At 43.4% G+C, this 26,491-nt stretch carries 14 protein-coding genes, 2 tRNA genes, 6 rRNA genes and 1 other annotated feature; of the genes, 19 read left to right on the top strand and 3 right to left on the bottom strand.

Translation table 11 applies throughout. From position 1 onward, the window contains the following. Positions 1 to 29 precede the first annotated feature (29 nt). The 14 genes from AWM74_RS04415 to pcp all read left to right on the top strand — a co-directional run bounded on the left by AWM74_RS04415 (position 30) and on the right by pcp (position 18,460). On the top strand, positions 30 to 1,181 hold the full coding sequence (locus AWM74_RS04415; RefSeq protein ID WP_026465513.1) for a sensor histidine kinase: 1,152 nt from the start codon (positions 30 to 32) through the stop codon (positions 1,179 to 1,181). Next, positions 1,182 to 2,591 (top strand): D-alanyl-D-alanine carboxypeptidase family protein, encoded by a 1,410-nt coding sequence (locus AWM74_RS04410; RefSeq protein ID WP_026465512.1) that lies wholly within the window; start codon positions 1,182 to 1,184, stop codon positions 2,589 to 2,591. It begins immediately after the preceding gene. Between the two features lie 614 nt (positions 2,592 to 3,205). Further along, positions 3,206 to 3,448 (top strand) — a binding site (T-box leader). 62 nt (positions 3,449 to 3,510) lie between these two features. Then, entirely contained in the window at positions 3,511 to 4,818 is a 1,308-nt protein-coding gene (serS, locus tag AWM74_RS04405; protein ID WP_026465511.1) for a serine--tRNA ligase, read from the top strand. A 55-nt stretch (positions 4,819 to 4,873) separates the two neighbouring features. Beyond that, complete coding sequence (msrA, locus tag AWM74_RS04400; protein ID WP_026465510.1) at positions 4,874 to 5,401, top strand: peptide-methionine (S)-S-oxide reductase MsrA; 528 nt, start codon at positions 4,874 to 4,876, stop codon at positions 5,399 to 5,401. Between the two features lie 464 nt (positions 5,402 to 5,865). Further along, positions 5,866 to 7,415: ribosomal RNA gene (locus AWM74_RS04395) — 16S ribosomal RNA — on the top strand. 94 nt (positions 7,416 to 7,509) lie between these two features. Next, positions 7,510 to 7,583: transfer RNA gene (locus AWM74_RS04390), tRNA-Ile, on the top strand. 46 nt (positions 7,584 to 7,629) lie between these two features. After that, positions 7,630 to 7,702: transfer RNA gene (locus tag AWM74_RS04385), tRNA-Ala, on the top strand. A 184-nt stretch (positions 7,703 to 7,886) separates the two neighbouring features. Beyond that, a 23S ribosomal RNA gene (locus AWM74_RS04380) occupies positions 7,887 to 10,790 on the top strand. Positions 10,791 to 10,869: 79 nt separating this feature from the next. Further along, positions 10,870 to 10,985 (top strand): 5S ribosomal RNA (gene rrf, locus AWM74_RS04375). A gap of 918 nt (positions 10,986 to 11,903) precedes the next feature. Further along, positions 11,904 to 13,453: ribosomal RNA gene (locus tag AWM74_RS04370) — 16S ribosomal RNA — on the top strand. A gap of 236 nt (positions 13,454 to 13,689) precedes the next feature. Then, positions 13,690 to 16,593, top strand: a 23S ribosomal RNA gene (locus AWM74_RS04365). A gap of 80 nt (positions 16,594 to 16,673) precedes the next feature. Further along, positions 16,674 to 16,789: ribosomal RNA gene (rrf, locus tag AWM74_RS04360) — 5S ribosomal RNA — on the top strand. Together the 16S, 23S and 5S rRNA genes with 2 tRNA genes alongside form the textbook arrangement of a ribosomal RNA operon. 319 nt (positions 16,790 to 17,108) lie before the next feature. Continuing rightward, positions 17,109 to 17,690 (top strand): helix-hairpin-helix domain-containing protein, encoded by a 582-nt coding sequence (locus tag AWM74_RS04355; protein ID WP_026465083.1) that lies wholly within the window; start codon positions 17,109 to 17,111, stop codon positions 17,688 to 17,690. A 122-nt stretch (positions 17,691 to 17,812) separates the two neighbouring features. Continuing rightward, positions 17,813 to 18,460, top strand: coding sequence for a pyroglutamyl-peptidase I (gene pcp / locus AWM74_RS04350; RefSeq protein WP_026465084.1), 648 nt, complete (start codon positions 17,813 to 17,815; stop codon positions 18,458 to 18,460). Between the two features lie 717 nt (positions 18,461 to 19,177). Here pcp and AWM74_RS04345 read toward each other — a convergent pair. Together AWM74_RS04345 and AWM74_RS04340 are read right to left on the bottom strand one after the other, a co-directional pair. Further along, on the bottom strand, positions 19,178 to 20,371 hold the full coding sequence (locus AWM74_RS04345) for a coenzyme F420-0:L-glutamate ligase (protein WP_016897364.1): 1,194 nt from the start codon (positions 20,369 to 20,371) through the stop codon (positions 19,178 to 19,180). A gap of 810 nt (positions 20,372 to 21,181) precedes the next feature. Further along, entirely contained in the window at positions 21,182 to 21,562 is a 381-nt protein-coding gene (locus tag AWM74_RS04340; protein WP_026465085.1) for a PH domain-containing protein, read from the bottom strand. A 162-nt stretch (positions 21,563 to 21,724) separates the two neighbouring features. Here AWM74_RS04340 and AWM74_RS04335 point away from each other — a divergent pair, with 162 nt between their 5' ends. The 5 genes from AWM74_RS04335 to AWM74_RS04315 all read left to right on the top strand — a co-directional run bounded on the left by AWM74_RS04335 (position 21,725) and on the right by AWM74_RS04315 (position 25,549). Beyond that, positions 21,725 to 22,015, top strand: coding sequence for a GNAT family N-acetyltransferase (locus AWM74_RS04335; RefSeq protein ID WP_026465086.1), 291 nt, complete (start codon positions 21,725 to 21,727; stop codon positions 22,013 to 22,015). Between the two features lie 136 nt (positions 22,016 to 22,151). Next, on the top strand, positions 22,152 to 23,243 hold the full coding sequence (locus AWM74_RS04330; protein ID WP_026465087.1) for a M42 family metallopeptidase: 1,092 nt from the start codon (positions 22,152 to 22,154) through the stop codon (positions 23,241 to 23,243). 203 nt (positions 23,244 to 23,446) lie between these two features. Continuing rightward, complete coding sequence (locus tag AWM74_RS04325; RefSeq protein ID WP_026465088.1) at positions 23,447 to 23,881, top strand: universal stress protein; 435 nt, start codon at positions 23,447 to 23,449, stop codon at positions 23,879 to 23,881. 39 nt (positions 23,882 to 23,920) lie between these two features. Beyond that, complete coding sequence (locus AWM74_RS04320) at positions 23,921 to 24,355, top strand: universal stress protein (RefSeq protein WP_026465089.1); 435 nt, start codon at positions 23,921 to 23,923, stop codon at positions 24,353 to 24,355. A 210-nt stretch (positions 24,356 to 24,565) separates the two neighbouring features. After that, positions 24,566 to 25,549, top strand: a complete 984-nt coding sequence (locus tag AWM74_RS04315; RefSeq protein ID WP_026465091.1) for a lactate/malate family dehydrogenase — start codon at positions 24,566 to 24,568, stop codon at positions 25,547 to 25,549. Positions 25,550 to 25,678: 129 nt separating this feature from the next. Here AWM74_RS04315 and AWM74_RS04310 read toward each other — a convergent pair whose 3' ends face one another. Further along, the gene (locus AWM74_RS04310; RefSeq protein ID WP_016897356.1) at positions 25,679 to 26,491 is read right to left on the bottom strand and encodes a ZIP family metal transporter; all 813 of its coding nucleotides are present in this window, start codon (positions 26,489 to 26,491) and stop codon (positions 25,679 to 25,681) included.

Raw genomic sequence — 26,491 nt, 5'->3', positions numbered from 1 at the left:
AATGACAGTAATAGTTAGAAGGTGCGCTCTTGCAAAAAAAGAAAAGTAGAATGCATACAGAGCTTTTTTTTGAAGCGATTGTGTGGCTAGCGATATTGGTCATACTGTATTTTGGGTTAATGTTCGTGTTGATCACGGTCTATGAAACCAATTATTCAGTCTTGTTACGGACATATCCTGGCTCTTTTTTTGTCCACCCACAATTTCAACAAAATTTCTTTCTGTCTCTAACCGTGGTTTACTTGGTGATGAGTGTTTCCTTTGTTGGCTGGCGGATTTATCGGCGGCTACGGGCGGTTCAATTGGGCTATGTGCTTGAAGAGCTGCACTATATTTCGCAAGGAAACTACCATCATAAGATTTCTACTTCCGAGTTGAATGGGATGCAGCCTGTTGTAGATTCGATTAATCGTTTGGTCGACTCCACTGTTAAAGCGCGGGAAGAAGAGCGGCGGATTGAACAGTCTAAGGATGACTTGATAACCAATATGAGTCATGACATTCGGACGCCGCTTACTTCCGTGATTGGTTACTTGACCTTATTGAAGCAGGAAGGGTTGAAAGACCCAGAAAAGGCTATGAAGTATATCAATATTGCTTACGATAAGGCCATTCAAATGCAACGGATGACTGAAGATTTGTTTGAATATACTAAGGTCAAACAAGTGGATACTAAGTTGGCTATTAACCGGATCAATGTGGTACGTATGGTAGAACAAATTACGGTAGAGTTTGAATTAGAGGCCAATAAAGTCGGCCGTGAATTTCAAATTGTGGCCGAACCGGATGACAATATCCTAGTCGATATTGACCCAGAAAAATTTGTACGTATTTTTTCCAATTTATTTACCAATGCCTTTAAATATGGTGGAAAGGGTAAGTATATCAGGATTTCAATCTATCAAGACAAAGAAAAGACCAAGTTTGTCGTTGAAAATGACGGCGCTAAGATTCCTAAGGGGCAACTGAAGGACCTATTCCAGAGATTTTACCGGGGGGATAAATCTCGAACTGAGCCGCAGACGGGTAGTGGTTTGGGGTTAGCGATTACGCAATCGATTATTGAACTGCACCGTGGTGAAATTCACGCGGAGTCGGACCATAGAGGGACACGGTTCATTTTCACTATTCCTAATCGCTTTGAAGATTTAGAGGATCATGTAGAAATGGAGCGAATATAAGTGAAGAATAAGTTGACAAAAGTTTTGACCACAGCATTGGTTGCCTTGTTAGGCCTCAATTTGGCCCAAGTGCCGATGGCTGTGTTAGCAACTGAAAATACGACTGTAGACACTAGTCAAGCGAGTGAGGCAACAAGTGGTACGGTAGCAGAATTTTCAGAAGAAATTGCGACAAATTACGGGTTGAATATCGATGCCGCGATGGTCATTGATAGTGAATCTGGCCAAATTCTATATGACCAAAATGGGGCCGATTTACACGGGATTGCTTCATTGACTAAGTTAATTGCCTTGTTTGTTGTCTATGATGAAATTGCAGCAGGAAATTTGTCTTTTGACACTAAGGTGCCTGTCTCAGAGGCAGTTTCAGCGCTTTCCGTAGCGGCTGGTTTATCTAATGTGCCATTAGAAGAATCAACTGATTATTATACAGTGGATGCTTTAATTGATGCTGCTGTGATTGGGTCAGGGAATGCAGCCGTAGTTGCCTTGGCTGAATATATTGCCGGCTCAGAGCAATCTTTTGTGGAAATGATGGATGACAAATTAACCGAATTAGGCATCAAAGACTTCGAATTATATACCGCTTCAGGTTTAGCCGGTTCATGGTTAACTACAACTGATGGTTCAGCATCACCGTACTCAATTGACCAAGAAAATATGATGCAGGCCCGAGATATCTTGTTCGTGGCCCGTGAAATCGTCAATGAATATCCGGATGTTTTAGAACGGTCTAATGTCACTTCAAAAGAATTCCAAGTATCGGATCCGGAGACTTATACTTTAGAGAGCACCAACCTGTTTTTACCAGGCAATGCCTACGAACGTGACGACGTGTCTGGTCTTAAAACTGGAACTGAATCTATTGCCGGTCGTTGTATCATCATCATGAGTCAAATCGATGGCCGCGACATCATGCTTGTGACCTTAGGTGCTGAAACAGAAGATGAACGGTATGTAAATACAGGCACATTACTGACTGCCCTACAAGAAAACCTTGCTTATACTACCCTTTATGAAGAAGGTGCCCCTTGGTTGCCTGCTGATAACGTAGCTATTTACCAAGGTGTCGTTAGTGGCGTAGATCTGAACTATGCCAAAACGAATGCCCTATTCTTACCTTATAATTATGATTTAGAAAATAATTCGACTACAACTTATGATGCAGCCTTCCAATATGACGCTGTAGGGAACTTAGCGCTGACAGCGCCATTGTCAGTGGACCAATCAATTAATACTTTCAATACGACGGTGAACTTTGATGAAAGTCTCTTTAACCGACTGGATATGTCAAATGCCATTGTGCCAGCAGAAGATGTCGACAAGGTCAGCATTGTTGTACAAGTGGCACGCATCATGGAAGATCTGTTTAAAGGCTGGATGGAAGATATCCAAGGCGTTTTTAGTTAACAACCGTATAGATTTTCAAGAAATGAAATACATCGTATTGCTCAAATGATTTATAAATTTATCTAGAGACGGACACACTTCGTTTTTTCTACAGGCTTGAACAACACTGTTTGTAAAAGCTCTAGATAAGATACACGTTTGCGAGTGCCGTAATTAACAAATCTATTGTTTGTATTTAGGTAAGATAACGATCTGATTTGTAGTCTAAAAGTACTGGTATTACAAAACTAAACAAATCTCATGAATATGATGTTTTGAATGTGTGACTGTTAGGGGTTGGAATGCAACTATAATGATGCTTCTGATATGTTGATTAAGATAAATTCAAGTTTTATAAATATTTTTTCGCTAAAGTCATGATGTCTTGTCATGGCTTTTATACGTGTCTAGAGAAGTGTATTTGTGACTTTATAAGGAAGGGTGCGTTGTACTAAGCAACGTAGATTTGAATGTTGCTTAATTTTGCATAGGTGAAGTGGTAGGCGCAGGGGAAAATTCCAACTATCTATAAATGGCTTTTTTTCTAGCTCTGCACAAGTCTAAACGAATTTATGAGCACCTAATTTGGCGCAATTGACTTTTATTTTCCTTAAATATATAATGGAGGCAATATAAGGAAAGTATCGATTGTGAATAGTAATATAGGCTGATTTCTAGAGAGCTTGCGGTAGGTGAAAGCAGGTAATTAAGCGATATGAATCCACACAATCACTGACTACGAATATGAGGATTTAATCCTAATTAAGTAGAGCCGGGTTAGCCGTTATCTAATGAGCGTAAGACATGGTATTTCTGTGTCTTAAAGTAGGGTGGCACCGCGCAATAATATATGAGCTTCAAGCTATTTCGTCCCTTCCAATTTTTTGGAAGACCGGAATAGCTTTTTTATTTACTTATTTATATATAGGAGGAAAACGAAATGATTGATATTAAATTATTAAGAGACAACTTTGATGCGACTGCGGAAAAATACGTTAGCCGTGGGGTTGCAAAAGATGAATTAGAGAAATTAATTGATTTAGACGGCCAACGCCGTGAGGTGATTTCTCAAACAGAAACTTTAAAAGCTGAACGTAATGCCGTTTCTGATGAAATAGGCTTATTGCGCCGCAACAAAGAAAATGCGGATGATAAAATTGCCCGCATGAAAGAAGTAGGCGATGAAATCCTTGTTTTAGACAAAAAACTTGCTAAATTGGATGAGCAAGTGACTTACATTATGGATCGTTTACCAAACTTACCACATGATTCAGTACCAGTTGGTGCCGATGAAGATGACAACGTTGAAGTGCGACGATGGAGCCAAGCCCCTGAGTTTGATTTTGAACCAAAAGCACACTACGAAATTGGTGAAGAATTAGGTATTTTAGACTTTGAACGTGGAGCTAAAGTTTCAGGTGCGAGATTCTTATACTATCGTGGTTTAGGTGCCCGTTTAGAGCGTGCTGTTTATAACTTTATGTTAGACCAACACCAAGAAGAAGGTTACGAGGAAATCATTCCTCCTTACTTAGTGAACGACAAAGCTATGTACGGTACTGGTCAATTCCCTAAATTTACTGAAGATGTTTTCTCTACAACGAATGAAGATCGCCACCTAACATTAATCCCAACAGCAGAAGTACCATTAACCAATTATTTTGCAAATGAAATTATTCCTGGAGAAGATTTACCTATCTATTTCACCGCCATGTCACCAAGTTTCCGTTCAGAAGCAGGATCTGCTGGTCGTGATACACGTGGTTTAATTCGTCTACACCAATTCCAAAAAGTAGAGATGGTGAAGTTTGCTCGACCTGAAGATTCATATGACGAATTAGAAAAAATGGTGAATAATGCCGAAAATATCCTACAAAAATTAAACTTACCATATCGTGTAATGACATTATCTACTGGTGATATGGGGTTCTCCGCTGCTAAAACTTATGACTTAGAAGTATGGGTACCAGCGCAAGAAACATACCGTGAAATTTCTTCATGCTCAAACACTGAAGCCTTCCAAGCGCGTCGTGCTTTAATCCGTTTCCGTAACGCAAACGGTAAACCGGAATATGTGCATACATTAAATGGTTCTGGTTTAGCTGTTGGGCGTACAGTAACAGCTATTTTAGAAAACTATCAAAACGCAGATGGTTCAGTAACAATCCCTGAAGCGTTAGTACCTTACATGGGTGGTATTACAGAAATCACAAAAGAAAATGCTTCTGGCGTTTCAAAATTAAAATAATGTAATACAATAGAGGTGGATTAATTTTTTAAATTTAACGAAAGGGGCAATTAGGATGTCTAAAGAAACAGCAGTATTTGCCGGCGGATGTTTTTGGTGTATGGTTCAACCATTCGAAGAAATGGATGGTATTGAAAAAGTTACATCAGGATACACTGGCGGCCACAAAGAAAATCCTACATATGAAGAAGTTTGCTCGGGCACAACTGGTCATACAGAAGCAGTTGAGATTGAATTTGATAATGAAAAAATAAGCTATTCAGAATTACTAGATATTTATTGGCAACAAACAGACCCAACAGATGCAATGGGGCAATTTGTTGATCGTGGGGATTCTTATCGACCTGAAATCTTTGTGAACAGCGAAGAACAGGATAAAGCAGCAATGGCATCTAAAGCAGCTTTAGATGCGAGTGGTCGTTTTAACAAACCAGTTCTAACACAAATCACGAAAGCATCGACTTTCTGGCCAGCAGAAGATTACCATCAACAATTCTACAAAAAGAATCCAGCCCACTATAAACGTTATAGTGAATTATCTGGTCGTAAAACATTCATCAAAGATAGTTGGGAAGAAGCTTAATCGCTGATTCCTACTAATCGAAATAAGAAGATCCTGGGTATATTATCTAGGGTCTTTTATTTTTTGAAGAAATACGAAAAATAGGTTTACAAGAATTGTGAAAGATGATATTATATTTTTCAGACGTTATTATTGTTTCTGTTGAAACATTGAAGAAAATATTTTGAAAAAAATGTTGACTTCAAATAGCTGAACATGGTAATATCTAATAGTTGCGTTACAACGTAACAACAACCGAGAAAACAACATTTTAAACAACTTTTAAAACGTTGTTGACTTCCAGTTAAACTCGTGATAATATTAGATAGTTGTCACAAGAGCGACAAAATAGACCTTTGAAAACTGAACAAAGAAGACAAACCAAAAATTGTGTATGGAATCATTTGATTCCAACAATTAAAAGTAGTGAGAACTACTATAAATAAGTCAGCAAACTTTAATGAGCAATCAAGCTCATGAAAATCTTTCATGAGAGTTTGATCCTGGCTCAGGACGAACGCTGGCGGCATGCCTAATACATGCAAGTCGAGCGAACAGATGAAGTGCTTGCACTTCTGACGTTAGCGGCGAACGGGTGAGTAACACGTAAGGAATCTACCTATAAGCGGGGGATAACATTCGGAAACGGGTGCTAATACCGCATAATATCTTCTTCCGCATGGAAGGAGATTGAAAGACGGCTCTGCTGTCACTTATAGATGACCTTGCGGTGCATTAGTTAGTTGGTGGGGTAACGGCCTACCAAGACGATGATGCATAGCCGACCTGAGAGGGTGATCGGCCACATTGGGACTGAGACACGGCCCAAACTCCTACGGGAGGCAGCAGTAGGGAATCTTCCGCAATGGGCGAAAGCCTGACGGAGCAATGCCGCGTGAGTGAAGAAGGCCTTCGGGTCGTAAAACTCTGTTATAAGAGAAGAACAAATTGTAGAGTAACTGCTACAGTCTTGACGGTATCTTATCAGAAAGCCACGGCTAACTACGTGCCAGCAGCCGCGGTAATACGTAGGTGGCAAGCGTTGTCCGGATTTATTGGGCGTAAAGGGAGCGCAGGTGGTTTCTTAAGTCTGATGTGAAAGCCCACGGCTTAACCGTGGAGGGTCATTGGAAACTGGGAAACTTGAGTACAGAAGAGGAATGTGGAACTCCATGTGTAGCGGTGGAATGCGTAGATATATGGAAGAACACCAGTGGCGAAGGCGACATTCTGGTCTGTTACTGACACTGAGGCTCGAAAGCGTGGGGAGCAAACAGGATTAGATACCCTGGTAGTCCACGCCGTAAACGATGAGTGCTAGGTGTTGGAGGGTTTCCGCCCTTCAGTGCCGCAGTTAACGCATTAAGCACTCCGCCTGGGGAGTACGACCGCAAGGTTGAAACTCAAAGGAATTGACGGGGACCCGCACAAGCGGTGGAGCATGTGGTTTAATTCGAAGCAACGCGAAGAACCTTACCAAGTCTTGACATCCTTTGACCACCCTAGAGATAGGGCTTTCCCTTCGGGGACAAAGTGACAGGTGGTGCATGGTTGTCGTCAGCTCGTGTCGTGAGATGTTGGGTTAAGTCCCGCAACGAGCGCAACCCCTATTATTAGTTGCCAGCATTCAGTTGGGCACTCTAATGAGACTGCCGGTGACAAACCGGAGGAAGGTGGGGATGACGTCAAATCAGCATGCCCCTTATGACTTGGGCTACACACGTGCTACAATGGATGGTACAACGAGTCGCAAACCCGCGAGGGCAAGCAAATCTCTTAAAGCCATTCTCAGTTCGGATTGCAGGCTGCAACTCGCCTGCATGAAGCCGGAATCGCTAGTAATCGTGGATCAGCACGCCACGGTGAATACGTTCCCGGGTCTTGTACACACCGCCCGTCACACCACGAGAGTTTGTAACACCCGAAGTCGGTGAGGTAACCTTTATGGAGCCAGCCGCCGAAGGTGGGACAGATGATTGGGGTGAAGTCGTAACAAGGTAGCCGTATCGGAAGGTGCGGCTGGATCACCTCCTTTCTAAGGAATATAACGGAATACACAATAGGTTCAATTCTTCTTTGTTTAGTTTTGAGAGGTCTATACTATATTTTTATAGTAATGGAAGCCAATCGGGCCTGTAGCTCAGCTGGTTAGAGCGTCCGCCTGATAAGCGGGAGGTCGATGGTTCGAGTCCATTCAGGCCCATTCCAGAAATGGAATAAGAAATACATATATAAATATATCCAGCCATGGGGGATTAGCTCAGCTGGGAGAGCGCCTGCTTTGCACGCAGGAGGTCAGCGGTTCGATCCCGCTATTCTCCATAGCAACCATTAAAATTAGGTTGCCATTTTGTTCTTTGAAAACTGAATACTGTAAGTAATAAACCTCTTATTTAATTATTTTCTACCAGGAGATAATTAATATAAGAAATTCCAATTTTACCAAGAGTAAAAAACCAATAAAAGTAAGCAAATTACTTTTCGCGAATCATACAACTTAACCAATGGTTAAGTGAATAAGGGCGCACGGTGGATGCCTTGGCACTAGGAGCCGATGAAGGACGGGACTAACACCGATATGCTTCGGGGAGCTGTAAGTAAGCTTTGATCCGGAGATTTCCGAATGGGGAAACCCAATTGCTTTGATAGGCAATTACTCAACTACGAATACATAGTAGTTTGAGAGGAAGACGCAGGGAACTGAAACATCTCATTACCTGTAGGAAGAGAAAGAAAATTCGATTTCCTGAGTAGCAGCGAGCGAAACGGAAAGAGCCCAAACCAAAGAGCTTGCTCTTTGGGGTTGTAGGACAGACGATATGTAGTTAAAGATTTAGTCGAATGGCATGGGAAGGCCAATCACAGAGGGTGACAATCCCGTAGACGAAAGATCAATAACGCTAGTCTGTATCCTGAGTACGGCGGAACACGTGTAATTCCGTCGGAATCCGGGAGGACCATCTCCCAAGGCTAAATACTCCCTAGTGACCGATAGTGAACCAGTACCGTGAGGGAAAGGTGAAAAGCACCCCGGAAGGGGAGTGAAATAGTACCTGAAACCGTGCGCTTACAAGCAGTCAGAGCCCGTTAATGGGTGATGGCGTACTTTTTGTAGAACGGACCGGCGAGTTACGATTGCATGCAAGGTTAAGTTGAAGAAACGGAGCCATAGCGAAAGCGAGTCTGAATAGGGCGTCGAGTATGTAGTCGTATACCCGAAACCAAGTGACCTACCCATGTGCAGGGTGAAGGTGCGGTAAAACGCACTGGAGGCCCGAACCCACGTCTGTTGAAAAAGGCGGGGATGACGTGTGGGTAGCGGAGAAATTCCAATCGAACTTGGAGATAGCTGGTTCTCTCCGAAATAGCTTTAGGGCTAGCCTCGGATGATGAATATTGGAGGTAGAGCACTGTTTGATCTAGGGGTCCATCTAGGATTACCGAAATCTGATAAACTCCGAATGCCAAATATTTTAATCCGGGAGTCAAACTGCGAGTGATAAGATCCGTAGTTGAAAGGGAAACAGCCCAGACCACCAGCTAAGGTCCCAAAGTTTCAGTTAAGTGGAAAAGGATGTGGGGTTGCTTAGACAACTAGGATGTTGGCTCAGAAGCAGCCATCATTTAAAGAGTGCGTAATAGCTCACTAGTCGAGTGACCCTGCGCCGAAAATGTACCGGGGCTAAACTGAACACCGAAGCTGTGGATATCCGCATGGATATGGTAGGAGAGCGTTCTAAGGGCAGAGAAGCAAGATCGAGAGGACTTGTGGAGCGCTTAGAAGTGAGAATGCCGGTATGAGTAGCGAAAGACGGGTGAGAATCCCGTCCACCGTATGACTAAGGTTTCCTGGGGAAGGCTCGTCCTCCCAGGGTTAGTCGGGACCTAAGCCGAGACCGAAAGGTGTAGGCGATGGACAACAGGTTGAGATTCCTGTACTTGTTTGTATTGTTTGACCAAAGGAAGGACGCAGGAGGCTAAGCAGAGCACGTTATTGGATTCGTGTTCAAGCAGTGAGTCTGACACAGAGTGAAATGCTTCGTGTTAAAGACAAGCTGTGATGAGGAGGGAAATATAGTACCGAAGCTGCTGACGTCACACTGCCAAGAAAAGTTTCTAGTTAGATACAAACAACCCGTACCGCAAACCGACACAGGTAGTCGAGGAGAGCATCCTAAGGTGAGCGAGCGAACTCTCGTTAAGGAACTCGGCAAAATAACCCCGTAACTTCGGGAGAAGGGGTGCTGACCATTTGGTCAGCCGCAGTGAATAGGCCCAAGCGACTGTTTATCAAAAACACAGGTCTCTGCTAAATCGAAAGATGACGTATAGGGGCTGACGCCTGCCCGGTGCTGGAAGGTTAAGAGGAGTGCTTAGCATTAGCGAAGGTACGAATTGAAGCCCCAGTAAACGGCGGCCGTAACTATAACGGTCCTAAGGTAGCGAAATTCCTTGTCAGGTAAGTTCTGACCCGCACGAAAGGCGTAACGATTTGGGCACTGTCTCAACGAGAGACTCGGTGAAATTGTAGTACCAGTGAAGATGCTGGTTACCCGCGACAGGACGGAAAGACCCCATGGAGCTTTACTGCAGGTTGATATTGAGTGTCTGTGTGACATGTACAGGATAGGTAGGAGCCATTGAAGCCGGAACGCTAGTTTCGGTGGAGGCGCTGGTGGGATACTACCCTTGTGACATGGCCACTCTAACCCGCGACCGTAATCCGGTCGGGAGACAGTGTCAGTCGGGCAGTTTGACTGGGGCGGTCGCCTCCTAAAATGTAACGGAGGCGCCCAAAGGTTCCCTCAGAATGGTTGGAAATCATTCGTAGAGTGTAAAGGCAGAAGGGAGCTTGACTGCGAGACCTACAAGTCGAGCAGGGACGAAAGTCGGGCTTAGTGATCCGGTGGTTCCGCATGGAAGGGCCATCGCTCAACGGATAAAAGCTACCCTGGGGATAACAGGCTTATCTCCCCCAAGAGTTCACATCGACGGGGAGGTTTGGCACCTCGATGTCGGCTCATCGCATCCTGGGGCTGAAGTCGGTCCCAAGGGTTGGGCTGTTCGCCCATTAAAGCGGTACGCGAGCTGGGTTCAGAACGTCGTGAGACAGTTCGGTCCCTATCCGTCGCGGGCGTTGGAAATTTGAGAGGAGCTGTCCTTAGTACGAGAGGACCGGGATGGACACACCGCTGGTGTACCAGTTGTTCTGCCAAGAGCATCGCTGGGTAGCTATGTGTGGATGGGATAAACGCTGAAAGCATCTAAGCGTGAAGCCCTCCTCAAGATGAGATTTCCCATATCTTTAAGATAGTAAGACCCCTGAGAGACGATCAGGTAGATAGGCTAGAAGTGGAAGTGCAGCGATGTATGGAGCGGACTAGTACTAATCGGTCGAGGACTTATCCAATGGATATAAGATTGTATGATGGAATGGTAGACGACTTACAGATTCAGTTTTGAGCGAACAAAAGCTCATATAAATATTGTGTGGTAATGATGGCAAGAAGGACACACCTGTTCCCATCTCGAACACAGAAGTTAAGCTTCTTAGCGCCGAATGTAGTTGGGGGTTTCCCCCTGTGAGACTAGGACGTCGCCATGCAAGATGAAAAAACCAGTAGCTTCGGCTGCTGGTTTTTTTTGTGGTCATTTTTCAAAATTTGAGTGATCTACAAGTGTTGGAATCCGAAGGATATAAATATTGTTCAATAGCAGTGGTAAAATTATATTGATATTTAGCTACTAGAAGATTCTTTCAAAAAATGGCGAATACTTGTAAGTAATTTGACGGATGACGAATGAAGAATGGTGGAGTAATTCTCTGGAAATAAATCAAAACTAAAAACTTATAGACATTCACTAATGACAAAATTTAACTATCAACGAATTTATTGATCAAAATGCATAGCTAATTGTGAATGACAAAATATTTTTTGACGGAAATTTTGTAAAAATAGTTGATTGAATCGGAAAATAATATAAAAATTTACAACAAATAATAATCATTCCACATGAGATGGTATTTAAGCGTTGCTAGGAATATAACTAAAAATGCAAGGTGACGATCAAATACACACCCGTAGAAATGCCGTCAAATAAACCTTTCAATAAACATCTTCAAAAAGATTGAAAAATATATTGGAATATCGTTGACAAGGCTTCCTATAAGGGGTAATATATACAGGTTGCTTGTTGAGGGCGACAATGAGATAAAAAAGAAATTTTAAATTCTTGTTGACAATAGCTCAAGTCAAGTGATATGATATTTAAGTCGTCAACACGACATCGTTTGTATAAAACAACAAAAAACTTTTTCAAAACATTCTGTTGACAAACGTCGTATGAAGATGATATGATATATGAGTCGCTAATAAAGCAACGAGATAGACCTTTGAAAACTGAACAAAGAAGACAAACCAAAAATTGTGTATGGAATCATTTGATTCCAACAATTAAAAGTAGTGAGAACTACTATAAATAAGTCAGCAAACTTTAATGAGCAATCAAGCTCATGAAAATCTTTCATGAGAGTTTGATCCTGGCTCAGGACGAACGCTGGCGGCATGCCTAATACATGCAAGTCGAGCGAACAGATGAAGTGCTTGCACTTCTGACGTTAGCGGCGAACGGGTGAGTAACACGTAAGGAATCTACCTATAAGCGGGGGATAACATTCGGAAACGGGTGCTAATACCGCATAATATCTTCTTCCGCATGGAAGAAGATTGAAAGACGGCTCTGCTGTCACTTATAGATGACCTTGCGGTGCATTAGTTAGTTGGTGGGGTAACGGCCTACCAAGACGATGATGCATAGCCGACCTGAGAGGGTGATCGGCCACATTGGGACTGAGACACGGCCCAAACTCCTACGGGAGGCAGCAGTAGGGAATCTTCCGCAATGGGCGAAAGCCTGACGGAGCAATGCCGCGTGAGTGAAGAAGGCCTTCGGGTCGTAAAACTCTGTTATAAGAGAAGAACAAATTGTAGAGTAACTGCTACAGTCTTGACGGTATCTTATCAGAAAGCCACGGCTAACTACGTGCCAGCAGCCGCGGTAATACGTAGGTGGCAAGCGTTGTCCGGATTTATTGGGCGTAAAGGGAGCGCAGGTGGTTTCTTAAGTCTGATGTGAAAGCCCACGGCTTAACCGTGGAGGGTCATTGGAAACTGGGAAACTTGAGTACAGAAGAGGAATGTGGAACTCCATGTGTAGCGGTGGAATGCGTAGATATATGGAAGAACACCAGTGGCGAAGGCGACATTCTGGTCTGTTACTGACACTGAGGCTCGAAAGCGTGGGGAGCAAACAGGATTAGATACCCTGGTAGTCCACGCCGTAAACGATGAGTGCTAGGTGTTGGAGGGTTTCCGCCCTTCAGTGCCGCAGTTAACGCATTAAGCACTCCGCCTGGGGAGTACGACCGCAAGGTTGAAACTCAAAGGAATTGACGGGGACCCGCACAAGCGGTGGAGCATGTGGTTTAATTCGAAGCAACGCGAAGAACCTTACCAAGTCTTGACATCCTTTGACCACCCTAGAGATAGGGCTTTCCCTTCGGGGACAAAGTGACAGGTGGTGCATGGTTGTCGTCAGCTCGTGTCGTGAGATGTTGGGTTAAGTCCCGCAACGAGCGCAACCCCTATTATTAGTTGCCAGCATTCAGTTGGGCACTCTAATGAGACTGCCGGTGACAAACCGGAGGAAGGTGGGGATGACGTCAAATCAGCATGCCCCTTATGACTTGGGCTACACACGTGCTACAATGGATGGTACAACGAGTCGCAAACCCGCGAGGGCAAGCAAATCTCTTAAAGCCATTCTCAGTTCGGATTGCAGGCTGCAACTCGCCTGCATGAAGCCGGAATCGCTAGTAATCGTGGATCAGCACGCCACGGTGAATACGTTCCCGGGTCTTGTACACACCGCCCGTCACACCACGAGAGTTTGTAACACCCGAAGTCGGTGAGGTAACCTTTATGGAGCCAGCCGCCGAAGGTGGGACAGATGATTGGGGTGAAGTCGTAACAAGGTAGCCGTATCGGAAGGTGCGGCTGGATCACCTCCTTTCTAAGGAATATAACGGAATACACAATGTGTTTGACTCTTCTTTGTTTAGTTTTGAGAGATTTATCTCTCTTGTATATATTTTGTTCTTTGAAAACTGAATACTGTAAGTAATAAACCTCTTATTTAATTATTTTCTACCAGGAGATAATTAATATAAGAAATTCCAATTTTACCAAGAGTAAAAAACCAATAAAAGTAAGCAAATTACTTTTCGCGAATCATACAACTTAACCAATGGTTAAGTGAATAAGGGCGCACGGTGGATGCCTTGGCACTAGGAGCCGATGAAGGACGGGACTAACACCGATATGCTTCGGGGAGCTGTAAGTAAGCTTTGATCCGGAGATTTCCGAATGGGGAAACCCAATTGCTTTGATAGGCAATTACTCAACTACGAATACATAGTAGTTTGAGAGGAAGACGCAGGGAACTGAAACATCTCATTACCTGTAGGAAGAGAAAGAAAATTCGATTTCCTGAGTAGCGGCGAGCGAAACGGAAAGAGCCCAAACCAAAGAGCTTGCTCTTTGGGGTTGTAGGACAGACGATATGTAGTTAAAGATTTAGTCGAATGGCATGGGAAGGCCAATCACAGAGGGTGACAATCCCGTAGACGAAAGATCAATAACGCTAGTCTGTATCCTGAGTACGGCGGAACACGTGTAATTCCGTCGGAATCCGGGAGGACCATCTCCCAAGGCTAAATACTCCCTAGTGACCGATAGTGAACCAGTACCGTGAGGGAAAGGTGAAAAGCACCCCGGAAGGGGAGTGAAATAGTACCTGAAACCGTGCGCTTACAAGCAGTCAGAGCCCGTTAATGGGTGATGGCGTACTTTTTGTAGAACGGACCGGCGAGTTACGATTGCATGCAAGGTTAAGTTGAAGAAACGGAGCCATAGCGAAAGCGAGTCTGAATAGGGCGTCGAGTATGTAGTCGTATACCCGAAACCAAGTGACCTACCCATGTGCAGGGTGAAGGTGCGGTAAAACGCACTGGAGGCCCGAACCCACGTCTGTTGAAAAAGGCGGGGATGACGTGTGGGTAGCGGAGAAATTCCAATCGAACTTGGAGATAGCTGGTTCTCTCCGAAATAGCTTTAGGGCTAGCCTCGGATGATGAATATTGGAGGTAGAGCACTGTTTGATCTAGGGGTCCATCTAGGATTACCGAAATCTGATAAACTCCGAATGCCAAATATTTTAATCCGGGAGTCAAACTGCGAGTGATAAGATCCGTAGTTGAAAGGGAAACAGCCCAGACCACCAGCTAAGGTCCCAAAGTTTCAGTTAAGTGGAAAAGGATGTGGGGTTGCTTAGACAACTAGGATGTTGGCTCAGAAGCAGCCATCATTTAAAGAGTGCGTAATAGCTCACTAGTCGAGTGACCCTGCGCCGAAAATGTACCGGGGCTAAACTGAACACCGAAGCTGTGGATATCCGCATGGATATGGTAGGAGAGCGTTCTAAGGGCAGAGAAGCAAGATCGAGAGGACTTGTGGAGCGCTTAGAAGTGAGAATGCCGGTATGAGTAGCGAAAGACGGGTGAGAATCCCGTCCACCGTATGACTAAGGTTTCCTGGGGAAGGCTCGTCCTCCCAGGGTTAGTCGGGACCTAAGCCGAGACCGAAAGGTGTAGGCGATGGACAACAGGTTGAGATTCCTGTACTTGTTTGTATTGTTTGACCAAAGGAAGGACGCAGGAGGCTAAGCAGAGCACGTTATTGGATTCGTGTTCAAGCAGTGAGTCTGACACAGAGTGAAATGCTTCGTGTTAAAGACAAGCTGTGATGAGGAGGGAAATATAGTACCGAAGCTGCTGACGTCACACTGCCAAGAAAAGTTTCTAGTTAGATACAAACAACCCGTACCGCAAACCGACACAGGTAGTCGAGGAGAGCATCCTAAGGTGAGCGAGCGAACTCTCGTTAAGGAACTCGGCAAAATAACCCCGTAACTTCGGGAGAAGGGGTGCTGACCATTTGGTCAGCCGCAGTGAATAGGCCCAAGCGACTGTTTATCAAAAACACAGGTCTCTGCTAAATCGAAAGATGACGTATAGGGGCTGACGCCTGCCCGGTGCTGGAAGGTTAAGAGGAGTGCTTAGCATTAGCGAAGGTACGAATTGAAGCCCCAGTAAACGGCGGCCGTAACTATAACGGTCCTAAGGTAGCGAAATTCCTTGTCAGGTAAGTTCTGACCCGCACGAAAGGCGTAACGATTTGGGCACTGTCTCAACGAGAGACTCGGTGAAATTGTAGTACCAGTGAAGATGCTGGTTACCCGCGACAGGACGGAAAGACCCCATGGAGCTTTACTGCAGGTTGATATTGAGTGTCTGTGTGACATGTACAGGATAGGTAGGAGCCATTGAAGCCGGAACGCTAGTTTCGGTGGAGGCGCTGGTGGGATACTACCCTTGTGACATGGCCACTCTAACCCGCGACCGTAATCCGGTCGGGAGACAGTGTCAGTCGGGCAGTTTGACTGGGGCGGTCGCCTCCTAAAATGTAACGGAGGCGCCCAAAGGTTCCCTCAGAATGGTTGGAAATCATTCGTAGAGTGTAAAGGCAGAAGGGAGCTTGACTGCGAGACCTACAAGTCGAGCAGGGACGAAAGTCGGGCTTAGTGATCCGGTGGTTCCGCATGGAAGGGCCATCGCTCAACGGATAAAAGCTACCCTGGGGATAACAGGCTTATCTCCCCCAAGAGTTCACATCGACGGGGAGGTTTGGCACCTCGATGTCGGCTCATCGCATCCTGGGGCTGAAGTCGGTCCCAAGGGTTGGGCTGTTCGCCCATTAAAGCGGTACGCGAGCTGGGTTCAGAACGTCGTGAGACAGTTCGGTCCCTATCCGTCGCGGGCGTTGGAAATTTGAGAGGAGCTGTCCTTAGTACGAGAGGACCGGGATGGACACACCGCTGGTGTACCAGTTGTTCTGCCAAGAGCATCGCTGGGTAGCTATGTGTGGATGGGATAAACGCTGAAAGCATCTAAGCGTGAAGCCCTCCTCAAGATGAGATTTCCCATATCTTTAAGATAGTAAGACCCCTGAGAGACGATCAGGTAGATAGGCTAGAAGTGGAAGTGCAGCGATGTATGGAGCGGACTAGTACTAATCGGTCGAGGACTTATCCAATGGATATAAGATTGTATGATGGAATGGTAGACGACTTACAGATTCAGTTTTGAGCGAACAAAATGCTCATATAAATATTGTGTGGTAATGATGGCAAGAAGGACACACCTGTTCCCATCTCGAACACAGAAGTTAAGCTTCTTAGCGCCGAATGTAGTTGGGGGTTTCCCCCTGTGAGACTAGGACGTTGCCATGCAAAATAAAACCGTTAGCTTAGACACTTGTTTAAGCTAACGGTTTTTTGTATATTTAGAAAGAATAATGTAGGGAGAAGTATAAAATTTATGGTATTAGGGCGGCCGATTGAGAAGGCGGCCATTAAGCCATTAAACTATATGAAAAATTAGATGCGGAAAGCCATCACCCTTTGATGGATGTTTTTATGAGTAAAGAGCTCAATAAATAAGTGTTAAAAATCATACAATTACAAAAGTTACCTTCTAATGATACTAAAATAGCAATTCTAGGAATTTTTGTATGTGAATATTAAACTGATTGCTTTAGGAGGTATTTGAATGACAGATTTACCAAAAATTGGTAAGCCAGCAACTAATGCGTTGGCGACGGTTGGGATTGATCAAATTGAACAGTTATCGAGTGTAACAAAATCGAATCTGGCTCATCTGCATGGTGTGGGCCCTAAGGCAATTGAAATATTGGAAAAGAGTTTGCTTGAGTTAGGTTTATCTTTCAGTTTAGTGTCATCCGATTTACCTGATTTGCCCTTTTTCTTGATAGGAGACCTAGCATGTGATAATGCACCTAAGCGACGAATTGCCCGCGATTTAGCGATGAATTTATATGCGAAGGGGTTAGTATACGATGGGTCACTAATGGTAGATGAGGTGGTATATAAGGCGCCTTATAACGATTTAGTATTAACTGGTAAAGACCAAGTATTATCTAGCGCAATTAGGGTGACGGATATTTCATCTATAGAAGTCTTTCAAATTTTATCCCACGGGAAGGAAGCAGCTCTGCATGGAAAAATCGTGGATAAACAGGGAACATTCACATACTTTTCTATGTTTTTTGTGTTTGCCAGTCATAAGAAGGATAGTGTCGTAAGTCAGATTGTGCATTATCAGCAAATATAAAACAAAGATAATGTGAAAGACAAAAATCGCATAGGATATTGAAGACTGGCGGATAAACAGTACTTATCCGCTTTTTTTCATATTGTATTAATGTATAGCTGGGCATTCTAGGAGGTATAAAGATGAAAATTTTAGTAACAGGATTCGATCCATTTGGTGATGATACGATTAACCCAGCGATTGAGGCAGTGAAACGTTTGCCGGAAGAAATCAAGGGTGCGGAAATTATCAAATTAGAAATTCCAACTGTTTTTAATAAAAGTGCAGAAGTAGAAAAAAGAGCAATTGAAGAGCACCAACCTGACTATATCTTGAATATTGGTCAAGCGGGAGGACGTTTTGCCTTAACACCTGAACGGGTAGCTATCAATGAAGATGACGCACGTATTCCAGATAATGAAGGTAAACAACCAATTGATGAACCAATCAAAGAAGACGGGCAACCAGCTTACTTTAGCCAGTTGCCAATTAAGGCAATGGTTACTTATATGAAAGAGGCTAATGTACCTGCAGAAGTATCAAATACTGCTGGAACATTTGTCTGCAACCATATTATGTACCATTCGCTATACTTAACCAATAAAGAGTATCCTAACATCAAAGCTGGTTTCATGCACATTCCATTCCTACCAGAACAAGTCACAAACCGTCCAAACACGCCATCTATGGCCTTGGAAGACATCGTTCGCGGAATCGAAGCAGCCATCGCAGCCATTGTGGACTTTGACGGCAAAGAAGACATGAAAATTGTTGGCGGCAAAACACATTAAAAAAAGGTGCGAGCTTTGCGCTTAGGTAGGTAGCACTGGAAGACTAGTGCTGTATCACAGAAAGTGTGATGCAAACTAGTCTGAAGTGGAGGCCGGACTGCCAAAGAAAGCCCAATTGAAGGCGCGAAGTGGACGTGAGCTGGTCAATAAAGCATTCGTAGGAACGTAGTGACATACGGATGCCTATGCGCAAGAAGCGCACTCGACTACAAAGTGTGAGTAACTGCTCAAAATAGTAACTATTTTCAAGAAGGTCTAAGATATGAAAGTCATAGGCCCTTCTTTACGGTAAAATCTTGTCTTTAGAAATTGTTAAAACTTTTATCACATATTTATCACAAAATTTGCTGACAATTTCATCATATCTTCAAAAGTATCGCCTATTATATAAGCATACCCAATAAACAAACCAAACTTTTCTTCATAAATCTTTCTCCTCCCAAATGAAAGATTACAATTTTAACCAGCGGTCCTCCCAACGGCTGGTTATTTTTTTGCGTACGCAAAAAAGGGACACAAGCAAAGTTGTGTCCCTAATAGTTAACATTATTATTTGATTAATAGTGGGGACCTGACTGAACGCCGAAACTCACACTCTGAAGTTGAGTTCGTGCGACCAGCTTAAGTCCGCTTCGCAAATAGTCTTCTTGATGTGTTATCATTTTGCCTATTTACGTTATCGTTTTTGAGCTGAATGGTCTCACTCAGATCTTATTATTAGTCAGAATATTTGTCAAAGTAGCCTTGGATATAGATAAACGGCGTACCTTTGTCTCCTGAACCTGAAGTTAAGTCAGATAATGACCCAACTAAGTCAGTGATGTTACGCGGTGTTGTACCTAATGACGTGTTATGTCCAGCTTCATCGATTTTGTCATGGTCCTTGATATAAGCACGCATCGCTTCTGTTAATTCTTCACCAGATAAGTCACCGAACTGGTTGTCCGCAACGTATTTGATTTTGATTTCGTCTGGTGTGCCAGATAAGCCTTTAGTGAAACCAGGTGATACAACAGGGTCAGCTAATTCCCAGATATGGCCAACTGGATCTTGGAAAGCGCCATCACCGTAAACCATTACTTCAACAGCTTTACCAGTTGCTTCTAATAAACGTTTTTGAACGTCTTCAACGAATGCTTGTGCATCACGAGGGAATAGTTTCAAGCTATTGTTACCAGAAAGGTTAGCGCCTAATAAACCGAAGTCTTCATTGTAACCAGAACCGTCGATTGATTGGTTTAAGATTTGGTCTAAACCAATGATTTCTTTAGCGCCATGTTTTTCTAAAGTACGGCGTGTGTATTTACGGTCGTGGATATCAGCGATTACAACTGTATCTACGTAGTCTAAAATGGTTTGTGGGTGGTTAGCGAAAATAATTTCACACTCTGCACCAGTTTCTTCCACGCATTTTTTGTATAAAGCAACGTAGTCTTCACCTGTAAACTCATGCGCCAAGTTTGGGAAGTGGCTACGGAATTCAGCTTCTGTTAAAACGTCAGTGTATGGGTTTAAACCAGATGCTTCTAATTCATCACGTGAAATTAAACGGTTACCCACTTCATCAGAAGGGTAGCTTAATTGAATCACGATTTTTTTCGCTGACATAGCGATACCTTTTAAGATGGCGTAGAAACGGTTACGGCTAAGGATTGGGTTAATGATACCAATCGTTTCGCTCTTTGTTTGACGTTGGATATCTTTTACAACAGCCTCTAACTCAGCAAAGTTTCCTTGTGCACGAGCTAAAATTGACTCTGTAACTGTTACGATATCGTGGTCACGAACTTCATAACCATCTTCTTTGGCCGCGTTTAAGACAGTATCTACAACGATACCAGCTAGGTCATCGTTCTCTTTAATAATTGGGGCACGTAACCCTCTTACAACAGTACCTACTGCTCTAGACATAAATAATCGTCCCTTCAAAATTCTCTTGCGCCTTTGTGGCATACTGCTTTATTATATATCAACAAAATCCCTTTGCCAATCAACTATGAGCAAAAGCCGAACATTTTTCTCGTTATTTTTAAAGTATAATTATTGGACAAGCAAAAATTGGTCATGCTATGATGAAAGTGTAAATTGTAGCAAAAAAAATCAGCCAATTGAATTCAATCCATTTGCCAACTTTGTGAGGTATAAAATGACGAATCTATTGTTTAACACTTGGAATGCACTACTGAATCATTTACCAGCTAACGGTTCTGCGTGCCCTTGTGCCCTTGAAGCTACAGTTCTTACACCGACTACAATGAAAATATCTATTAAAAATCCTAGCGTTTGACCTTAGTGTCTGACGCTATTTTTTTATGGATTTTCACACCTTTAGGAGGAAAGATAAAATGAAAAGATGTATGATCGCTATCAAACAACACAGTGTTAACCTTGCGTTTGTTAACCGGATGATGCATTCAAAAGCTGTCCCGCCTTAAGGAGGTGATCCTTTGTATCTCGGTGCTAGCCGTTAATAGCTAAACATCAAAATATATATCAATCAAAACACCGAATCATCAACAAGCCTAAAAGCCAACAGTTAGGCAGCATCGTTTGTTGAATGGGACCCTCTAAAGGTAGACCAAAAACCTAACTTTAGAGGGTTATTTTTTTGGCAAAATGGTCACCGGATGCTGAACCGGCAGTTATCAACTGCTTTACAAGTACAATACAAAAAAGAGCTGACCATTATACGGTCACCTCTCATAAAATTCGTCTAAATTCTTACAGTAATACGGCTGCTGCTAGGGCGCGCTGTACATCATATACCACGTCGCCACCTCTAAATTGTAGGGCGATTGTTGGTTGGTCGTTACCAGATAAGTAAATATCTACTTCAGCATCCACATCAAAATTCCCCACAGTTTCTACTGAAAAGCGTGAAATTGACTTGTAAGGTACACTCATGAAGTCTCGTTTCTTACCGGTAATCCCTTGTTTATCCATTAAAATTAATCGATATGATGTGAATACGACTAAGTCTTGCAAGATGTTGTAAGATAATTCAATTGATTCACCGGGAATGAGTACCTTCTCCAAAGCCTCAGAAACTCGCTCCTTATCCGCTTCTGAAGCATTACCAAATAATCCTGAAAATAAGCCCATATTGCCACTCCTTTTTTGTAAAACAGTTGCCTACCATTTAAGTTCACTTCATTATACCGAGTAAATGAAAACAAGGTCAACCAAGGCTAATTTTGAGCTATTATCCCTAGATTTTGATATAATTAAGGTAATAAAGCGTCACACAAGTTGAGGAGGGAATATATGGGATACGAAATTAAAGAAGTCACCAATGGATTTGCCATTTTTAACGAAGCAGGCGACAAACGTATTGCTGAAATCGAGTATCAACCAAAGGCAGACAATGTCATCGTCGCAACACACACATGGACGGATCCAAGTTTGCGCGGACAAGGTGTCGCTGCACAACTTGTCGACCAGCTAGTTGCCGACTCAGAGGCAAAAGGCCGCAAAATTAAAGCCATATGCCCATATGTCGTGAAGAAATTCAACGAAAACCCAGCGAAATACGACCACATTAATGCAGACAAATAAAGATTGAAGAAGGGCCATCCATGTCTTTGCTAGCTAGCAAGGATAGGGATGGCTTTTTCCTTTGAAGGGCACTCGCTTTCATTTTCCAATAAATATCGGTAAAATGGTTACATTAGAAAGTCTAAAGAGGTGCAAAATGAAATATATTAAATTGTTAGAAAACGTGTCGAATGCTTACGGGGCGCCAGGATATGAAGACCAAGTGATCGAAGTAGTGAAAGCCAACAAAGGCGATTTTACCTTACAAGCCGATGCAATGAAAAACCTATACATGAATTTTACTGACATCGACCCCAACAAACCAACGATCATGTTAGACTCCCACATGGATGAAGTCGGATTTATGGTGCAAGCCATTGACGAAAATGGTTTATTGTTGATGCAAGCTTTAGGTGGTTGGACGGCAGCCTCTGCCCAGTCGCAATTATTCATGGTTAGGACCAATGATAATGAAAGCTATGTACCAGCTGTTGCCACAAGTAAACCTATCCATTTCATGACTGCGGAAGAAAAGGCTAAACCAGTAGCCTTAACAGACTTGAAATTAGATGTGGGCGCCACTTCAAGAGAAGAAGTGATCAACGATTTCGGTATTACAGTTGGCCAACCCGTTGTACCAGCAACCAAATTCCAGGTCAACGAAAAGAATGGCATGATGATTGGTAAAGCCTTTGACAACCGTCTTGGTGTAGCTGCAACCATCGCTGTCTTCAATGAATTAGGACCTGAAGGCGTGAAAAACTTACCATTCAATCTTGTTGGCGCCTTTGCCACACAAGAAGAAGTTGGTTTAAGAGGGGCTAAAGTCACTACAAACCGTATTGATCCACAAGTGGCTATTGTTTTTGAGGGGACACCTTCAGATGATTACGCAAAATCAGCTACACTTGGCCAAGGACGCGTGAAACAAGGACCTCAATTACGGTATCGCGATTCAACTTATATCGCTTCTGACCACTTAAACGGTCTATTTTTGAAAGCTAGTGAAGAGGCTGGCATCACAATCCAACAAGCCGTCCGTGATGGTGGTGGTACAAACGCCGGCTCAATCCATACTGCAAATAATGGGGTATCAGTGATTACACTAGGTATGCCAACTCGTTATGCACATACTCATTACCTAATATCTGCCTATCAAGACTTCCAAGACACTGTGGACGTCACCGTAGCCTTCTTAAAAGGCTTAACAACAGAGGACTTAGCCTTCACATCATTACAGGACTTATAAGCATAGAAACCCAAAAGACTGTGGCAAAATGCCATGGTCTTTTTGCTTGGCTTCGATTTGAATAACATACTGGCGTAAGGTTCAAGCATTCGCTAGAAAAAAGGGATTAATTGTTTTTCTTGAAATATAAAGGGGTTATTTTTGTAAGCGATTCCATTTTTGTGTTATACTTTATATAGAAAGAAAGTAAGGGGGTAACCAAAATGATTCTTGATAACATTCAACGTATATTGGTGCCAGTAGATGACTCGGACAACAGTAAAGCAGCCTTTCGAGATGCAGTTGAGATTGCCATGCGATCAAATGCTACCGTAGACGTCCTATCAGTAATTGCAGATGACTATGTGTTTAGTGACTTGCGGGTATCTGAAACAGATATCAACGAGATGAAAAAACGTACCCTAGAAACCCTTGAAAAATATGAAGATTATGGTAAAGCCCGTAATTTCAATGACATACGTACCTTCACCTCTTTTGGAAACCCAAGACGTGAAGTAGCCAAAATTGCTAATGAAGGTGACTACCAATTAGTTGTAATTGGTGCAACTGGTAAAGGCGCTGTAACGCGTACCCTAGTTGGGTCTGTGGCAGAGTACACAGTACGACTATCTAAAATCCCAGTACTAGTTGTGAAATAGGATGGGGATGAACACAAGCACCCATGAGGAGGGATTATTATGTCAGCAGCAGAATATAAAAAAATTTTAATTCCAGTAGATGGATCAGACGCTTCATACCGTGCTTTTAAAGAAGCAGTATCTATCGCTAAGCAAAATGATTCTGAGTTGATCGTGTTGAATGTGTTAGATGACTTTGTGCGTTTCGGTAATCCGGAAGCCTCTATGCGATTATATGACGACTTGCGGGCGGATGCCTTAAGCGTCTTAGAATCTTATGAAGCAGAAGCCAAAGAAGCTGGCCTTGAAAATGTAACCCTTGAAATCATCAAAGGCGACGCAAGATACGGTATTGTAGAGTTCGCAGATACAGCCAAAGCGGACCTTGTGGTTGTAGGTGCAACTGGTAAAGGGGCAATTGAACGAGCCATGATGGGTTCCGTATCTGAATATGTAGTACGTAACGTCAAATCACATGTATTAGTCATAAAATAATGGTTTTGAACTCAATAGCTTTGCTCGAGCGATTGAGGATGAAAAACGAGCTAACTAACATGAGGGGCTGGGAATACGAATTCCTGGCTTCTTTTTTGCGTCTTGGTGGCAAGGTTATAGACTGCTTCCTATCCTCAGTCCGGTTAATGATTTTTCCTGACAACTGCGTTATAATAATTAAAAAAGAATTAGAGAGACGGAGGCAATGGGATGAAAACAAATAAATTAGTAGTTGTGGGTGTTGGTCACGTAGGTTCTTACGTATTGGCGGATGCCATGAAGGCTGGCGTTTTTGGTGAAATTGGCGTCATTGATATCGATGAAAATATCGCGCGCGGTGAAGCGGTCGATCAAGAGCAGGCCCGAGCTTTAACTTACATGAACAATATTAAAGTGACCCACGGTGGTTACGAGCAAACAGATGATGCGGATGTTATCGTAATTGCGGCCGGGAATTCTATGAAACCTGATCCCAATAACCCAACTGCCGAACCGGACCGGGCAACCCTAGCGAAAATCACTTCAAAAACCATTCGTGACGTAATGGAGAACATCGTTGAGCACACCAAAGAGGCCATTATCATTGTGATTACCAACCCGCTAGACACCATTTTATATATCGCAGAAAATGAGTTTGACTATCCTGAAGGGAAGATTTTTGGAACAGGAACTATGCTTGATTCAGCTCGCTTGCGTAATGTTTTCGCCAACGCTTACGATGTTGACCCTAAATCAGTCGTCGGCTATATGATGGGGGAACACGGGGCTACAGCCTTCCCAGTCTTGAGTAAATTGAATATTCAAGGAGTGGCTTACGAAGAACTAGACCAATACTTTGACCGCGACCCACAAGTTGACCTATCAAGTCCTGAAGATATCAAGAAGAATGTGGTTTCTGCAGCTTATGATGTCTTTAATGGCAAGGGTTGGACCAATGCGGGTGTTGCTCAAGCAGCAGTTACGATGGCTAAGGCCGTTGTTCTTGATGAACGTAGTGTCTACCCAGCCTGCACCACCTTACGCGGTGAATATGGCTATAACGGTAACGTTGCCCTATCAATGCCCTGTATTATTGGCGTTAATGGCGTGGAAAAACGACTACCCGTTAGCTTGAATGCTTGGGAAGAGGCAAAATTGCACGAGTCGGCAGCTTACATTCAAAAAGCCATGCAAGACGCGGATGTGAAATTCTAACAGACAGTCATTTTTCAAAATACCTGTCTTAAATATACAAAAAATAACCCATCAACCTGGCGTACGCTGTTTGCGTCTGGTTGATGGGTTTTATCGCAATAGTTTTTTTCAAAGAGTTTTGCAAGGGATTTAACCTAAAGCAACGTCTAGGGTCATCATGACACCAAAGCCAATAAGTAGGGCGACGGTGGCGATATCTGAGTTACCATGCGATTGTGATTCTGGAATCAGTTGTTCCACACAAACGAAGATCATGGCACCTGCTGCAAAGGCTAGTGCGTAAGGTAAGATAACAGTCACTTGAGAAACCAGTAAAGCGCCTAAAGCGGCACCGACGATTTCTACTAGGGCTGATGCTTGACCCAACTGGAAGGCACGCCATTTGCTGGCACCTTCTGCGCGGATTGGCATAGATAAGGCTGCCCCTTCAGGGAAGTTTTGTAGCCCAATCCCCATGGTTAATACCAAGGCAGAAGCCAGACTTGCAGCATTAAATTCGTTGGCCCCGTATGCTACCCCAACAGATAAACCTTCGGGGAAGTTGTGGATGGTTACGGCTAAGAATAACAAGGTTGTTGCTGGCAACTTGGTCTTAGGTCCTTCAGCATCCATTTTATTTTGTCCCATATGTAAATGGGGGGTGATGTAATCGATCAAACGTAGGAAAAGTCCCCCTACTATAAAACCAATTAAGGCTGGTACAAAGGCAAACCGGCCCCAACCACCTGCCTCTGCATATTCAATTGATGGGGCAAGAAGTGACCAGAAACTTGCGGCAATCATAACCCCAGCAGCAAATCCATTCATAATATCCAATACACGACGATTAATTTCATTAAAGAAAAATACCAATGCTGAACCTAAGGTCGTCATCAACCAAGTAAAGACGCCGGCCAGCGTAGCTTGTAAAATCGGGTTGGCATTTGCAAACCATTCAAACAT

Origin of the sequence: Aerococcus urinaeequi, from assembly GCF_001543205.1 — a bacterium.
Classification (GTDB): Bacteria; Bacillota; Bacilli; order Lactobacillales; family Aerococcaceae; genus Aerococcus; species Aerococcus urinaeequi.
Note: the sequence above shows the minus strand (reverse complement) of the source record. Positions and strands in the feature narration are given on the sequence as shown.

Excerpts from the sequence above, each read along its gene's own strand:
- AWM74_RS04335 (WP_026465086.1), top strand. The coding sequence starts at position 21,725 with ATGGGATACGAAATTAAAGAAGTCACCAATGGATTTGCCATTTTTAAC.
- pcp (WP_026465084.1), top strand. The coding sequence starts at position 17,813 with ATGAAAATTTTAGTAACAGGATTCGATCCATTTGGTGATGATACGATT.
- serS (WP_026465511.1), top strand. The coding sequence starts at position 3,511 with ATGATTGATATTAAATTATTAAGAGACAACTTTGATGCGACTGCGGAA.
- AWM74_RS04340 (WP_026465085.1), bottom strand. The coding sequence starts at position 21,562 with ATGGGCTTATTTTCAGGATTATTTGGTAATGCTTCAGAAGCGGATAAG.
- AWM74_RS04355 (WP_026465083.1), top strand. The coding sequence starts at position 17,109 with ATGACAGATTTACCAAAAATTGGTAAGCCAGCAACTAATGCGTTGGCG.
- AWM74_RS04315 (WP_026465091.1), top strand. The coding sequence starts at position 24,566 with ATGAAAACAAATAAATTAGTAGTTGTGGGTGTTGGTCACGTAGGTTCT.
- AWM74_RS04345 (WP_016897364.1), bottom strand. The coding sequence starts at position 20,371 with ATGTCTAGAGCAGTAGGTACTGTTGTAAGAGGGTTACGTGCCCCAATT.
- AWM74_RS04325 (WP_026465088.1), top strand. The coding sequence starts at position 23,447 with ATGATTCTTGATAACATTCAACGTATATTGGTGCCAGTAGATGACTCG.
- AWM74_RS04330 (WP_026465087.1), top strand. The coding sequence starts at position 22,152 with ATGAAATATATTAAATTGTTAGAAAACGTGTCGAATGCTTACGGGGCG.
- AWM74_RS04320 (WP_026465089.1), top strand. The coding sequence starts at position 23,921 with ATGTCAGCAGCAGAATATAAAAAAATTTTAATTCCAGTAGATGGATCA.
- AWM74_RS04310 (WP_016897356.1), bottom strand. The coding sequence starts at position 26,491 with ATGTTTGAATGGTTTGCAAATGCCAACCCGATTTTACAAGCTACGCTG.
- msrA (WP_026465510.1), top strand. The coding sequence starts at position 4,874 with ATGTCTAAAGAAACAGCAGTATTTGCCGGCGGATGTTTTTGGTGTATG.